The sequence below is a fragment of the Aureimonas frigidaquae genome, from assembly GCF_001463905.1.
Lineage (GTDB): Bacteria > Pseudomonadota > Alphaproteobacteria > Rhizobiales > Rhizobiaceae > Aureimonas > Aureimonas frigidaquae.
Genome location: NZ_BBWR01000005.1, coordinates 39,347 through 52,578, shown reverse-complemented (window position 1 = coordinate 52,578; position 13,232 = coordinate 39,347). Strand labels below are relative to the sequence as shown.

Annotated in this window: 14 protein-coding genes; 6 read left to right on the top strand and 8 right to left on the bottom strand. The window is 66.5% G+C overall.

The window, feature by feature from the left end; genetic code table 11:
* Nucleotides 1-260 precede the first annotated feature (260 nt).
* Nucleotides 261-1,754, top strand: coding sequence for an FAD-dependent monooxygenase (locus AUL30_RS05715; protein ID WP_244490720.1), 1,494 nt, complete (start codon nt 261-263; stop codon nt 1,752-1,754).
* Nucleotides 1,755-1,797: 43 nt separating this feature from the next.
* On the top strand, nt 1,798-2,601 hold the full coding sequence (locus tag AUL30_RS05710) for an HAD-IIA family hydrolase (protein ID WP_062226909.1): 804 nt from the start codon (nt 1,798-1,800) through the stop codon (nt 2,599-2,601).
* Between the two features lie 161 nt (nt 2,602-2,762).
* On the opposite strand, the gene AUL30_RS05705 is transcribed toward AUL30_RS05710, so the two are convergent.
* The 6 genes from AUL30_RS05705 to ccmA form a co-directional block, all read right to left on the bottom strand.
* Nucleotides 2,763-3,116: a hypothetical protein gene (locus AUL30_RS05705; RefSeq protein WP_062226908.1), complete on the bottom strand. Its 354-nt coding sequence runs from the start codon at nt 3,114-3,116 to the stop codon at nt 2,763-2,765.
* A gap of 217 nt (nt 3,117-3,333) precedes the next feature.
* Entirely contained in the window at nt 3,334-3,942 is a 609-nt protein-coding gene (locus AUL30_RS05700) for a DsbE family thiol:disulfide interchange protein (RefSeq protein ID WP_062226907.1), read from the bottom strand.
* Entirely contained in the window at nt 3,939-4,109 is a 171-nt protein-coding gene (gene ccmD / locus AUL30_RS19225; protein WP_083507694.1) for a heme exporter protein CcmD, read from the bottom strand. Before ccmD ends, AUL30_RS05700 begins: the two co-directional genes overlap by 4 nt.
* The gene (locus AUL30_RS05695; RefSeq protein WP_062226906.1) at nt 4,106-4,867 is read right to left on the bottom strand and encodes a heme ABC transporter permease; all 762 of its coding nucleotides are present in this window, start codon (nt 4,865-4,867) and stop codon (nt 4,106-4,108) included. Before AUL30_RS05695 ends, ccmD begins: the two co-directional genes overlap by 4 nt.
* A 65-nt stretch (nt 4,868-4,932) precedes the next feature.
* Entirely contained in the window at nt 4,933-5,589 is a 657-nt protein-coding gene (gene ccmB, locus AUL30_RS05690) for a heme exporter protein CcmB (protein ID WP_062226905.1), read from the bottom strand.
* Nucleotides 5,583-6,251 carry a heme ABC exporter ATP-binding protein CcmA gene (gene ccmA / locus AUL30_RS05685; RefSeq protein WP_062226904.1) on the bottom strand — a complete coding sequence of 223 codons (669 nt, stop codon included), beginning with the start codon at nt 6,249-6,251 and terminating at the stop codon, nt 5,583-5,585. Before ccmA ends, ccmB begins: the two co-directional genes overlap by 7 nt.
* A gap of 309 nt (nt 6,252-6,560) precedes the next feature.
* On the opposite strand from ccmA, the gene acnA reads away from it, so the two are divergent.
* The 4 genes from acnA (at nt 6,561) to AUL30_RS05665 (ending at nt 11,176) form a co-directional block, all read left to right on the top strand.
* Entirely contained in the window at nt 6,561-9,323 is a 2,763-nt protein-coding gene (acnA, locus tag AUL30_RS05680) for an aconitate hydratase AcnA (protein ID WP_062226903.1), read from the top strand.
* A 127-nt stretch (nt 9,324-9,450) separates the two neighbouring features.
* Entirely contained in the window at nt 9,451-10,254 is an 804-nt protein-coding gene (locus AUL30_RS05675; protein WP_083507693.1) for a DUF1223 domain-containing protein, read from the top strand.
* Nucleotides 10,255-10,332: 78 nt separating this feature from the next.
* Entirely contained in the window at nt 10,333-10,707 is a 375-nt protein-coding gene (locus tag AUL30_RS05670) for a DUF2794 domain-containing protein (RefSeq protein WP_083507692.1), read from the top strand.
* Between the two features lie 229 nt (nt 10,708-10,936).
* The gene (locus AUL30_RS05665) at nt 10,937-11,176 is read left to right on the top strand and encodes a type II toxin-antitoxin system Phd/YefM family antitoxin (protein WP_062226901.1); all 240 of its coding nucleotides are present in this window, start codon (nt 10,937-10,939) and stop codon (nt 11,174-11,176) included.
* Nucleotides 11,177-11,527: 351 nt separating this feature from the next.
* Here AUL30_RS05665 and AUL30_RS05660 read toward each other — a convergent pair whose 3' ends face one another.
* Both AUL30_RS05660 and AUL30_RS05655 read right to left on the bottom strand, forming a co-directional pair.
* A complete protein-coding gene (locus tag AUL30_RS05660) occupies nt 11,528-12,091 on the bottom strand; it encodes a GNAT family N-acetyltransferase (protein WP_062226900.1) in 564 nt (187 codons plus the stop codon).
* Between the two features lie 132 nt (nt 12,092-12,223).
* Complete coding sequence (locus AUL30_RS05655; protein ID WP_062226899.1) at nt 12,224-13,003, bottom strand: Bax inhibitor-1/YccA family protein; 780 nt, start codon at nt 13,001-13,003, stop codon at nt 12,224-12,226.
* Nucleotides 13,004-13,232: the final 229 nt, after the last annotated feature.

Sequence of the window (13,232 nt, the reverse complement as noted above, 5' to 3'; positions counted from 1 at the left end):
GATTTGCTTGTCCGGCTATCTCAGCCTCGTCACCCGAGGAGGCGCCGTGACTGACAGTCTCAGGACTGCGCAAGCCATTTCAGATAAGTTCAGTTGAAGACCTATTTCAAAAAGCCATTGACCGCCCCTCATTCTGGAAGGCGGGCCTGGGACAGGCCCGCCTTTTATCGTTGCGTGTTTTAGAGCGGGCTGTCCGGGCATCGCAGGAGGCTGCGACTTGTAGTAGCGTTCGCATGAGCTCTCTCTAGTGGGAATGCCGCGTGACCCAATCGACGTCGCCATCCACCTCCATGTGCCAGGTCCTCGTCGTCGGCGGTGGCCCCGTCGGCATGACGATGGCGTCCGAACTTGCGCGCTACGGGATCAGCGCGCGGATCGTCGACAAAGCCCCGGCACGGACCGACAAATCCAAGGCGCTCGTCCTGTGGAGCCGAACGCTGGAACTGCTCGACGATGGGCCGGGCGGCGCCGATGCCTTCATCTCGGCCGGGCTCGTCACCCGCACCATCCGCATCTTCAACGCGGCCGAGCCGATGGCCCGGCTCGATCTCGACAGTGTCGCCTCACCCTTCCCCTTTGCGCTCATGCTGCCCCAGTCGGAGACGGAGCGCCTGCTGGAGACGCGCCTCGCCGGCCAGGGCATCCGCGTGGAGCGCAATGTCGAAGTCACCGCCATCGATGGTTCGGCCGCTGGCGTCACGGCCGTTCTCAGCCATGCGGACGGATCGCAGGAAACGGTCCAGGCCGACTGGCTGATCGGTTGCGATGGCGCGCACAGCCTTGTCCGGCACAGTGTCGGGGCGCAGTTCGAAGGGGAGACCCTCGCAAGCGACTGGGTCCTCGGCGATGTCCATCTGACCGGCTACCGACACGGTTCGGACATCGAGGTCCATTGGCACCGCGAGGGCGTCCTCATCGTCTTTCCGATCGGGTCCGACCGGTTCCGCGTCATCGCGGACTGCCCCATGGCCGCGACCGCGCAGGCACCCGTGCCGGATATGGCAGAGATCCAGTCCCTGATCGACCGTCGCGGAGCGGCGGGGCTGACCGCGCACGACCCGGTCTGGCTCGCCGGCTTCCGCATCAACGACCGGAAAGTATCGGCCTATCGCCATGGCCGCATCTTCCTGGCGGGAGATGCCGCCCATATCCACAGCCCGGCCGGCGGCCAGGGCATGAATACGGGGATGCAGGACGCCATCAACCTGGCCTGGAAGCTCGCCATGGTGGCCCACGGGACAGGCGCAGACGCGCTTCTGGACAGCTACACGCCGGAGCGCAGCGCCGTCGGTGACAGGGTGCTGGCAGAAGCCGGCCGGCTGACCAAGGTCGCCACGCTGCGCAATCCGCTGGTGCAGGACATTCGCAACTGGGCCTTCCACACGATCCTGGGCTTTGCCGCCGCCCGCCACGCAGCGGCCAATACGGCCAGCGAGCTCGCGGTCCACTATCCGCACTCGCCGCTGAACGGTCCCACGGCACCGGGCGGCCTGAAAGCCGGCGACAGGGTGCCCCCTGTGCCGGGCAAGGCCTGCACGGACCGGCCGGTCTTCACCCTGTGCGCAGAGGCGGGGATCGCAACCGATATCATCGCCGCCCATCCGGACCTCGTGGCGACGGCGGCCTTGCCGCCGCTACCCGGCGCGGCGCTGTCGCTCGTCCGGCCCGACGGCTATCTTGCCGCGTCGGGGGATGATCCGGCCGTCGTCCTGCGCTATCTCGATGCCGTGCGCACCTTGGGGCGGGCAGGCTGATCGGGTCTGCGCCCGCCCTGCCCCGCGAGCCGAAGAGGTCCCCATGACGAACGTCCTGCACCATCAGCCCGCCGAGGCGCGTCCGCTTCCGCGGATCGCCGGCGTCGTGTCGGATCTCGATGGCGTGGTCTTTCGCGGTGACGTCGCCATCGATACGGCCGTCACGGCCTTCGCGGCGTGGGCCCGCCGCGGCATTCCCTATTGCTTCGTCACCAACAATTCGACCAGATCACCGCAATCGGTGGCGCAGAAGCTGAACGCGATGGGCGTCGCCGTCTATGCCGACCGCGTCATCACCAGCACCGACGCCGCGCTGCGCATCCTGCATGCGCGCTGGCCACAGGGCGGCACGGCCTATGTGATCGGCGCGCCCGCGCTGGCGCAGGCGGTCGAGGCTGCGGGCTTCGCGCCGGCGGACAGCGCGGCGGATTGCGTCGTGGTGGGGCTCGACCGAAGCTTCACCTATGACAAGCTCGACAAGGCCGCGCGCCTCGTGCGCGCGGGGGCCGTGCTCGTCGGCACCAACCCCGACCCCATGATCCCCTCGCCCTCCGGCTTCGACCCTGGCTGCGGCTCCATCCTGGCCGCCGTGGCCACGGCGGCGGGCGCCACGCCGATCATCGCGGGCAAGCCCGAGCGCCCGCTCATCGATGCGGCGATCGACCGCCTCGGCGTTCCGCGTGCCTCCATCGTCATGCTGGGCGATCAGGTCAGCACGGATATCGTGGCCGGGCAGCGGGCCGGCCTCTTCTCGATCCTGGTGCGCACCGGCGTTCCCGCCCCCGCCCATCCCGTCGCGGTGCCGGACCTGACCGTGGACGACTTGTCCGCGCTGCCGCAGGATTAGCCCGAATCCACATCGGATAACCCCGTGCCCGCCGATGGGCCCCACCGCGCAGCCGCGATGGGAGATTCTGTTGCCGATCCATCCCTGGAGCAACGGAACGCCCGACACGACTGGTAAACTTATGAATATTATCCTATAGAGGGAGCGGCCCGGCAGGGAGCTCAAACCTCCAAGCCGGGCCTGACCGCCAATGCTTCAACTTCAAAGGAACAAGCATCGATGGCTGTAAAAGCCTCTAACATATATCCATCATCATCCGCATCCGCTTCGTATCGATGCCGATGCGTTTCCGCTTGATAAAGCGCGGGGCCGGCACCCTCCCCGATGAGGATTTTGAGATCGGGGACGGAACGGCTCCGTCGATGATGGGCCGTTTCGGACCTGCGCCGGAACGTGTCGGCGATGACGCGTTCGTCGCCGCCCTGAACCATGTCGGAGAACCCGGCATGGATGAAGGGGTGCTGAAGGACGCCGGGCACCCGTGCCCGGGGTTGCAACCGCAAAGCGGCCGCCATGGCCGCATTTGGGGTCCCGACAGCGCACTGTATGGTTGAGGCGAGCGAGGGGGAAGGCCAGACAAGCTTTCAAGGCTCGCCCCCTCGGCTTCAGGGTCGAAGCCACGCCCCGTCAGTGCGGATTATGGCCTGCGCTCCGGTGCTGCGACGCAAGATGCGACACGGCACGCCACCGGCGCCGCAGGTTCGAGACATGCGGCTTGTCCAGTGGAACGTGTCAGGATGTTCCGTCCGGCGCGCCCTTATCCAGCCGCGGCAGGAGATCGCGCGTGACGATTTCAGGCGTCAGCGGGCCGGTCGCCTTCCAGAGGACGATCCCGTCCGGTGAGACGAGGTAGGTTTCCGGCACGCCATAGACACCCCAGTCGATGCTGGCGCGCCCATCCGTATCCAACCCAATGGCCTCATAGGGGTTGCCGAGTTCGCGCAGGAAGGCCTGTGCGTTGTCGACCTTGTCCTTGTAGTTGATGCCGACCAGGTCGAAGCGTTCGTCCCGCGCAAGTTGCATGAGCAAAGGGTGCTCCTGGCGGCAGGGCGCGCACCAGGAGGCGAAGACATTGACGAGGACCATCCGCCCCGTCCCGCCCTGCGGCAGGGACAGGCCGGGCGTGGGCGTTCCGTCGATCCGGGCCAGTCCGGCCAGCGGTGCGAGCGTGGTTGCGGGCGCCGCCCGTCCCTGCAGCGCCGATGGCAGGGCCTGCGGATCGCGGCCCGATTCCAGCGCCATCAGGAAGACTGCGCCGATGGCGATGAAGGCGACGAGCGGCAGGGCCGCAAGGCCGAGGCGGCGCCGCACGGAACGCGGGCGTTGCGGCTCCTGGCTCATGCTGCGTCCCGCTGCGGGCGGCTGCGGCCCGGGCGGCGCGCTTCGATGGCCTTGAGCCGCCTGTCGGCATCGCGCGCATCCCACCATGTCCAGGCCGCCAGGCTCAAAAGGACCAGGGCCGATACGGCATAGGCGGACAGGATATAGCCGGTATAGGCGCCACTCATCGTGTTTCCTCCGCCCCGGCGGCGGAGCGCCGGGCAAGGGCGCCGATGCGGCGGCGGCGGATCTCGGTCCGCATGGCCGTCAGATGCAGCGCGAAGAACAGAAGGGAGAAGCCGAGCGCCGACAGGAGCAGCGGCCAGAGATAGACCGCCGGCATGGCGGGCCCGTCCAGCCGCACCACGCTGGCGGGCTGGTGGAGCGTGTTCCACCAATCCACCGAGAATTTGATGATGGGAATATTCACGAAGCCGACCAGGACCAGGATGGCCGAGGGCTTGCCGGCTTTGCCGGGATCCTCGAAGGCGCGGGTTAGCGCGATCAGGCCGAGATACATGATAAACAGCACGAAGACGCTGGTCAGGCGTGCATCCCAGACCCACCAAGTGCCCCACATGGGCCGGCCCCAGATCGACCCCGTCACGAGGGCCAGCAGCGTGAAGGCCGCACCGATGGGTGCGGCCGCCTTGATCGACACTTCGGCAATCGGATGGCGCCAGACGAGAAGCCCCAGGGCCGACACCGCCATGACCGTCCAGACCATCATGGACAGCCAGGCAAAGGGAACATGGATGAACATCAGCCGCACCGTCGCACCCTGCTGGTAGTCCACCGGCGCGACAAGGCCCAGGCCCAGGCCGAGGGCGATGAAGGCCAGCGCCCCCCCATAGACGAAGGGCTGCACCCGCCCGGACAGTTGCAGGAATCGCGTGGGATTGGCCAGCGCGGAAAAGCGCGATTGGCGGACGGCGAGTTGGCTCATGCCCTCAATCTAGAAGGCCTCTTGTGTCTGCGCAAATCCGAAAAACGCCACATCGCCCGCAGGGCTCAGTCACCGGCGGCGCGCAGGGCAAAGGCTGCCGCCACGGGCCCGAGCACGCCGAAGAAGAGCGTCAGCGCGATCAGGATGAGGAACGGCGCGGTGAAGGGCGCCGGATCGCTGACCGCCCCGCTCGTTGCCGTCACCCCGAAGATGAGCACCGGAATGACGAGCGGCAGGACGAGCACCGAGACGAGCACCCCGCCGCGCGGCAGGGAAACGGCGACGGCGGCGCCCACCGCGCCGATCAGCACCAGCGCCGGAGAGCCGACGAGGAGCGTCGCCGTGACGGCCAGGAGCGCCGGCGGCTCCACCGCCAGGAACAGGCCGAGCACGGGCGCTGCGGCGACAAGCGGCAGGCAGGTGGCGCACCAGAGCGCCGCGCATTTGGCCAGCACGACCAGCGGCAGCGGCAGCGGCCCGACGAGGAGCCCCTCCAGCGTGCCGTCGTCGCGGTCGGCCTGGAACAGCCGGTCCAGGGACAGGAGCGTGGACAGGAGGGCGCCGATCCACAGGATGGCCGGGCCGATGCGCGACAGAAGGTTGAGGTCCGGCCCGATGCCGAAGGGCATGGTGACGACCAGCGCCAGAAAGAAGACGAGGCCCGTCGCAGCGCCGCCGCCCGACAGGGCCAGGCGCAGATCGCGCAGCATCAGCGTCACCATGACCAGGCCTCTGCTGAAGGATCGCCATCCATCGGGGCGGGCGGCGCGATGCGCAATTCCCGCGTGCCCGGCAGATCGAGCGGATGGTGGGTCGCGGCGATGACGATCCCGCCTTTAGCCAGATGGTCTGCCGCCAGGGCAGAGAAGCGCGCCTGCGCCGCGCCGTCGAGGGCGGTGAGCGGCTCGTCCAGGAGCCAGAGCGGCCGGTGACGGATCAGGAGTCGGCACAGCGCCCCACGCCGCTGCTGCCCGGCCGACAGGTAGGCGACGGGGATGTCCTCCAGCCCCTCGAGCTTGAAGGCGTCCACGGCCGCCTCGATGGCGTCCGGCCCGGCGCTCCGGGGCCCGAGATAGTCGTGCCAGAAGGTCAGGTTGGCCCGCAGCGTCGCCTGCGGCTTCAGGCCGTTGCGGTGGCCGAGATAGTGGCATGCCTCGGCAAGGGTGGCCGGCTCTCCGTCCGCGCCAGGGACGCCGGACAGACGCGCCATGCCCGCCAGCGGTGGCAGAAGCCCTGCGAGGCTGCGCAGGAAGGTCGACTTTCCGGCGCCGTTCGGTCCGGTGACGGCCAGCGCAGCGCCGCCCGGAACGTCAAGGTCGAGCGGCGGCGTCATGGCCCGTCCGCCGCGTCCGACGACCAGACCGGAGAGCGTGATGACGGTCATGAACCTCTCATATCGAACGCGGGACGCCCCTGTCTGTCCTGCTGCGCGCGCGATGTCCAGTCTCGCACAAAATTGCCCGGCGGAGGCGCAATCCCCTTTATAGCGATTACAAACTTGCCTATAAGGGCGGCAACCACACCAGCGACCGGCGTGGAAACATAGCGCCGATCTCATGCGGCCTGCCCCGGCAGGCGCGGAGGCGGACGAGCGGAAATGGTCGTACCCGCATTTCCAAACGCGCTCTTTCCGCGGGCGTGACTGGCGTTCGCCTTTCGGACATCACTTTGGTTCGAAGAGGAACGAGAGCCCGTGTCCCACCCCGATACATTCAAGAGCCGCCGCACGCTGACCGTGGATGGCAAGGACTATGTCTATTACGACCTGAAGGAAGCCGAGAAGAACGGGCTGGAGGGTGCATCGCGCCTCCCCTTCTCGATGAAGGTTCTCCTGGAGAACCTCCTGCGCAACGAAGACGACCGCACGGTCAAGGCGGACGACATCCGCGCCGTCGTCAAATGGCTGGACGACAAGGGCAAGGCCGGACACGAGATCGCCTATCGCCCGGCACGCGTCCTGATGCAGGATTTCACCGGCGTTCCGGCCGTGGTCGACCTGGCCGCCATGCGCGACGCGACCGAGAAGCTGGGCGCCGACGCCACGCGCATCAACCCGCTGGTTCCCGTGGACCTCGTCATCGACCATTCGGTCATGGTCGACTTCTTCGGCTCCAAGGAAGCGTTCGAAAAGAACGTGACCGTCGAGTATGACCGCAATGGCGAGCGCTACACCTTCCTGCGCTGGGGCTCCAAGGCGTTCAAGAACTTCCGCGTCGTGCCCCCCGGCACCGGCATCTGCCACCAGGTGAACCTCGAATACCTCTCGCAGACCGTCTGGACGCGTGAGGAAGACGGCGAGACCGTCGCCTATCCCGACACGCTGGTGGGCACCGATTCGCACACCACCATGGTCAACGGTCTGGCCGTGCTCGGCTGGGGCGTCGGCGGCATCGAGGCCGAGGCCGTCATGCTCGGCCAGCCCATTTCCATGCTGATTCCGGAAGTCATCGGCTTCCGCCTGACGGGCAAGCTGCCCGAAGGCACGACGGCGACCGACCTCGTCCTGACCGTGACGGAGATGCTGCGCAAGAAGGGCGTCGTCGGCAAGTTCGTCGAGTTCTTCGGCCCCGGCCTTTCCAGCCTGACCCTGGAAGACCAGGCGACCATCGCCAACATGGCGCCGGAATACGGCGCGACCTGCGGCTTCTTCCCGATCGACAAGGACACCATCGCCTATCTGAAGGCGACGGGCCGCGACGAGCACCGGATCAGCCTGGTCGAGGCCTATGCCAAGGCGCAGGGCATGTATTTCGGCGAAGGCCTGGCCGACCCGGTCTTCACCGACACGCTGGAGCTTTCGCTCGATACGGTCGTCCCCTCGCTGGCCGGCCCGAAGCGTCCGCAGGATCGCGTGGCGCTGACCGACGCCGCCCGCAAGTTCGACATTGCGCTGACGGAAATCCAGGGCGGCCGTAAGACCAGCCAGAAGCCGGAATCGGTGGGTGATTCCCGCTACATCGACGAAGGCGCGCTGCAATCCGGAGAAACGCCGAAGGCCGCGCGTCCGCGCCATGCGGTCGAGGGCGCCGATCATGGCATCTCGGACGGCGATGTTGTTATCGCCGCCATCACCTCCTGCACCAACACCTCCAACCCCAATGTTCTCGTCGCAGCCGGGCTTCTGGCCCGCAAGGCGCATGCGAAGGGGCTGACGGTGAAGCCCTGGGTCAAGACCTCGCTCGCCCCCGGCAGCCAGGTGGTGACCGAGTATCTGGAAAAGGCCGATCTGCAGAAGGATCTGGACGCGCTCGGCTTCAACCTCGTCGGCTATGGCTGCACGACCTGCATCGGCAATTCCGGCCCGCTTCCGGAGCCGATTTCCGACGCCATCAACAAGCACGACCTCGTCGCCTGCTCCGTCCTGTCGGGCAACCGCAACTTCGAGGGCCGCGTCAATCCGGACGTGCGCGCCAACTACCTGGCATCGCCGCCGCTCGTGGTCGCCTATGCGCTGGCCGGCTCGCTCTTCGTCGACCTGACGAACGATCCGCTCGGCCAGGACAAGGACGGCAACGACGTCTTCCTGCGCGATATCTGGCCGACCACCCAGGAGATCGCCGAGATCGTCCGCCGCACGGTGACGCGCGACCTGTTCGAGACGCGCTATTCCGACGTCTTCAAGGGCGACGAGCATTGGCAGAAGATCGACGTGTCGGGCGGCCTGACCTATGAGTGGGACGACCGTTCCACCTATGTCCAGAACCCGCCCTACTTCGAGGGCATGACCATGACGCCCAAGCCCGTGGAGGAAATCCGGGGCGCGCGCATCCTGGGCCTGTTCCTGGATTCGATCACGACCGACCACATCTCCCCCGCCGGTTCGATCAAGGCGTCGAGCCCGGCCGGCGAATATCTGGTCAGCTACCAGGTGCGTCCGGTGGACTTCAACTCCTATGGCGCGCGGCGCGGCAACCATCAGGTCATGATGCGCGGCACCTTCGCCAACATCCGCATCAAGAACCAGATGGTTCCGGGCGTGGAAGGCGGCGTGACGGTCCACTACCCGTCGGGCGAGCAGCTTCCGATCTACACGGCGGCCATGCGCTACAAGGAGGAGGGCGTTCCGCTGGTGATCTTCGCCAACAAGGAATACGGCACCGGCTCCTCGCGCGACTGGGCGGCCAAGGGCACGGTCCTTCTGGGCGTGCGCGCGGTGATTGCGCAGAGCTTCGAGCGCATCCACCGCTCGAACCTCGTCGGCATGGGCGTCGTTCCCTTCGTCTTCGCCAACGAGGGCGAAAGCTGGCAGACGCTCGGCCTGAAGGGCGACGAGAAGGTCACCATTGAGGGCCTCGCCGAGGTCAAGCCGCGCCAGACCATGGAGGCGACCATCGAGCGCGCGGACGGCAGCACCGTCACCGTGCAGCTCCTGTGCCGCATCGATACGCTGGACGAGCTGGAATACTACCGCAACGGTGGCATCCTGCATTACGTCCTGCGCCAGCTCGCCGCCTGAGCCCGCAAGCCATCCGCATGTTTCGAAGGGGCGGCTCCGGCCGCCCCTTTTGCCGTCCTGCCGCCACTCGCGTTTCTCACCCCGAAGTGACTGGTCGGTGTGACGGACGGCCACTAGTTTTCGGTCCATGAACGCAAGACCGATCCTGCACCAGTTGCGGCGCCTGCCGCTGGCGGGCCTCGCCGCCCTGGCGCTGACCGCTGCCCCTGCCCTTGCCGCGGAGCCGCATGCGACCTCGCGCGATTTCCGGGGCGTGGTGGAGCTGTTCACGAGCCAGGGCTGCTCGACATGTCCCCCGGCGGACGCGGTGCTGGCCGCGCTGTCCGACCGCGCCGACATCGTCGCCCTGACATTCAACGTCGATTACTGGGATTATATCGGCTGGAAGGACCAGCTCGCCACGCGCCAGAATACGGAGCGCCAGAAGGCCTATGCCAAGGCGTTCCGGACAAGCTCGGTCTATACGCCGCAGATCGTGGTGAATGGGGACGGCGATTTTGTCGGCACCCATCAGGCTGAGATCGCCGCCGCCCTCGACACACGGCCGCTCAACGCGGCGCCGGCCACGGCCGGCCTGATCGAAATGCAGGTCGAGGGGGACACGCTGATCGTTTCGGCCCATGTCGAGCGCCCCGACCGGGACAACCCGCCCGTACTCGCGCTCGCCATCTACCAGGACCGCATCGAGACGCCGGTCCTGAAGGGGGAGAATCGCGGCCACAACCTCGTCAACCGCCACGCCGTGCGCGACTTCCGGGTGCTCGGCTCGGTATCGCCCGGCAAACCGCTGCGCATCGAGCTTCCCATTTCCATGGTGACGGAAGGGCTCGGCGCGCGGATCGGCTGCGCCGCCATGCTGCAGAACGTCGACCATGGCGGCAAACCCGGCCGCATCCTGGCTGCAGCGCAGCTCGAGTTCGCCGCCGACTGAACAGCCCCGGTCGCATTTGCATCCGGCATCGATTGGTGAGACGATCGACCATCAGAGGCCGCCGGCCGACGAGAGGGAATGCATTTGGACGATCATACGCCTGACGTTCCGGGAACGCTCATCACCTTCCCCGCCGCCAATCCCCGCGCCACCCTGCCCATCATTTCCTTCGACCGGCATGAACTCGGCGCCATCCTGAGGGTCTATGGCCGCATGGTCGCCGCCGGTGAGTGGCGTGACTACGCCATCGACACGCTGCGCGACCGGGCCATCTTCTCCATCTTCCGCCGCAGTAGCGAAATGCCCCTGTTCCGCGTGGTCAAGGACCCCAAGCTCGCCCGCAAGCAGGGCGCCTACAGCGTGGTCGGCACCGGCGGCACCATCCTGAAACGCGGCCATGACCTCTCCACCGTCCTGAAGGTGTTCGACCCGGCGATGCGTTCGCTGGGTTAGAAGCGAGCTCGATTGCAGAGGCCTCTCGAACAGTCCCGAAGGTTGGATCGCCGCCGCTCGGAAGTTGCACACGCAGCCAGCCCCGGACCGCTGCGGACATGCGTAAGCATAAAGCCGTCAGCCAGGATTGTTTCACGCAGACCAAAGCCCGAAGCGGGGCAGTCGTGTTGCTCTCGTCGATCTTGTCGAACGACATTATCCTGCGGATGACAAGGAAGAGGGTTGCGTAATGGTCACGATCACAGCCGCCGAGTTGCAAAGCCATCTCGGGCACTACTGGAACTTGGCGTTGCGTGAGCCGGTCTTTATCACGCATCACGGCCGGGACAGCATCGTCCTCCTGTCAGCCGACGAGTATCAGCGCCTGAGGCGTTATGAACCACCGCAGGAACCTTCGGCCGAAAGAAAAAAGGAATTGAGCGAGCGGATGGAGACGCATCGCAAGACGATCGAGAAGCTTGCGCAATGATGACCCGAGCCCGCAAGGGCTACACCGAATGAGAAAGCCGTTATCCATGGACACAGCATCGAGATGGCCGGCGCTTCGTAGAGCTTGCGTGAAGCGAACGGGCGAAATCCGGGCAGCTGGCGGAAGGTCTGAACCCTGATGCGCCGAACCAGGATGGCGACGGCTGAGATTGTCCTTGCCGGCCGCGGCACCTGACGCTCGCGTTCTTCCGCTCGTTCGATAGCGGGCACAGGAGGGTCTACGATGCCGCAGTTCGCACCGCCTCGCAGAACCAGAGGCCTACGGAGCCGATGGTGATGTGAAACCCAACTCGAACCATCCTGCCGAAGCGATCGCCGGCAGGCCGCAGCGCTACCCTTTGAACAGGGTTCCCGGGTAGCGGGTCTCGTCGGGCAGGGAATGGCGGCCGTCGCCCAGGCGCATCTGCATGAGCACCGTGTCGACCCAGCGCCCGAACTTGAAGCCGGAGCCTTCGAAGGTGCCGATCATCGTGAAGCCGGCCCGCTCGTGCAGGCGGATCGAGGCCATGTTGTCCGCGCCGCCGATCACGGCGACCATCTGCCGGAAGCCGCGCTCCGAACACAGCTCCACCAGGCGTGTGAGAAGCGCGCGGCCGATGCCCTTACCCTGATGGTCGGGGTGGATGTAGATCGAATCCTCGACCGACCAGCGATAGGCGGGCCGTGTGCGGAACGGTCCGGCATAGGCATAGGCGACGGTTTCCCCGCTGCCCGACACGGCGACGATATAGGGGTATCCGTCCGTCTGCAGCGCGGCCATCCGGCTGGACATCTCCGCGGCGTCGGGCGGGGTCAGCTCGTAGGTCGCCGTGCCGTAGAGCACCGCATGCCGGTAGATATCGGTAATGGCCGCGATGTCGGCTGCCTGCGCATCGCGGAGGGTGAAGGCGCTCATGGAGCCACTCCAGAATGACGGATGTTCCCACGCGCTCTAGCGCGTGACGGCCGGAGCTGGCAACCGCCCGCGCATATGGAAAAGGGCGAGCCTTGCGGCCCGCCCTCCCCGAATGTGTGCTTGTCGTCCCGCTTATTCGCGGTTGCCGAAGAGCTGCAGCAGCATCATGAACATGTTGATGAAGTTCAGGTACAGGCTGAGCGCGCCCATGACGGCCTTGCGGCCACCGACCAGGGCATCGTCGCCTTCCCAATACATTTCCTTGATGCGCTGGGTGTCGTAGGCGGTCAGGCCTGCGAAGACCAGGACGCCGATCACCGAAATGGCGAAGCCGAGCGCGGACGAGGCCAGGAAGATGTTGACCACCATGGCGATGACGACGCCGATGAGCCCCATGAACAGGAAGGAGCCCCAGCCGGAAATGTCACGCTTGGTCGTGTAGCCCCACAGCGACAGCGACGCGAAGGTCGCGGCGGTGATGAAGAAGACCTGTACGATGGATTCCTGCGTGAAGACCAGGAAGATGGTCGACAGCGACAGGCCCACCAGCGCGGCATAGGACCAGAAGGTCGCCTGCGCGGCGCCGACGCTCATCCGGTGCACCCGGAAGGACAGGAAGAAGACCAGCGCCAGCGGGGCGAGCATCAGCACCCAGCGCAGCGGCGAGGTGAAGACGGCGATGCCGAGCGGCGTCAGCCAGAGATCGGGGCGCACCTGTGCGCCGCCCTCGACGGGGGCGCCGCTGGTGGCCAGTGCGAAGAGTCCGTAAGCCGCCACGCCGGTAATGGCGAGGCCCAGAGCCATCAGGTTGTAAACCTTCAGCATGTAGGCGCGCAGGCCCACGTCGATCGTGGCGTCGGTGCGGCTACCGGCAGCGGGGACGCGGGCCCCGTAGTTCCGATAATCAGCCATGAGCTTGTCCAAATTCCTTTCTGCGTGTTCCGTCCGGTGTCGGCCCATGCGCTTGCGCATGGCCGAGGCGCCGCTGGCGGAACCCCCAGCAGTCCTGTGGAAGAATATGCGGAAGCTTGGCCTGTGTTACAAGGGCATGCACCGGCCTCAGGCCCGCCGGTCAGGCGCTTCGGCGATTAAATTCACGTTACTGAACCCTCTTAATCGGCCGGACCGGTGGAACTGTGTA

What these genes read in the sequence shown, in the direction of transcription:
- AUL30_RS05710 (WP_062226909.1), top strand. Translation starts at nt 1,798, where the DNA reads ATGACGAACGTCCTGCACCATCAGCCCGCCGAGGCGCGTCCGCTTCCG.
- AUL30_RS05705 (WP_062226908.1), bottom strand. Translation starts at nt 3,116, where the DNA reads ATGGCGGCCGCTTTGCGGTTGCAACCCCGGGCACGGGTGCCCGGCGTC.
- AUL30_RS05700 (WP_062226907.1), bottom strand. Translation starts at nt 3,942, where the DNA reads ATGAGCCAGGAGCCGCAACGCCCGCGTTCCGTGCGGCGCCGCCTCGGC.
- ccmD (WP_083507694.1), bottom strand. Translation starts at nt 4,109, where the DNA reads ATGAGTGGCGCCTATACCGGCTATATCCTGTCCGCCTATGCCGTATCG.
- AUL30_RS05695 (WP_062226906.1), bottom strand. Translation starts at nt 4,867, where the DNA reads ATGAGCCAACTCGCCGTCCGCCAATCGCGCTTTTCCGCGCTGGCCAAT.
- ccmB (WP_062226905.1), bottom strand. Translation starts at nt 5,589, where the DNA reads ATGGTGACGCTGATGCTGCGCGATCTGCGCCTGGCCCTGTCGGGCGGC.
- ccmA (WP_062226904.1), bottom strand. Translation starts at nt 6,251, where the DNA reads ATGACCGTCATCACGCTCTCCGGTCTGGTCGTCGGACGCGGCGGACGG.
- AUL30_RS05675 (WP_083507693.1), top strand. Translation starts at nt 9,451, where the DNA reads ATGAACGCAAGACCGATCCTGCACCAGTTGCGGCGCCTGCCGCTGGCG.
- AUL30_RS05670 (WP_083507692.1), top strand. Translation starts at nt 10,333, where the DNA reads ATGCATTTGGACGATCATACGCCTGACGTTCCGGGAACGCTCATCACC.
- AUL30_RS05665 (WP_062226901.1), top strand. Translation starts at nt 10,937, where the DNA reads ATGGTCACGATCACAGCCGCCGAGTTGCAAAGCCATCTCGGGCACTAC.
- AUL30_RS05660 (WP_062226900.1), bottom strand. Translation starts at nt 12,091, where the DNA reads ATGAGCGCCTTCACCCTCCGCGATGCGCAGGCAGCCGACATCGCGGCC.
- AUL30_RS05655 (WP_062226899.1), bottom strand. Translation starts at nt 13,003, where the DNA reads ATGGCTGATTATCGGAACTACGGGGCCCGCGTCCCCGCTGCCGGTAGC.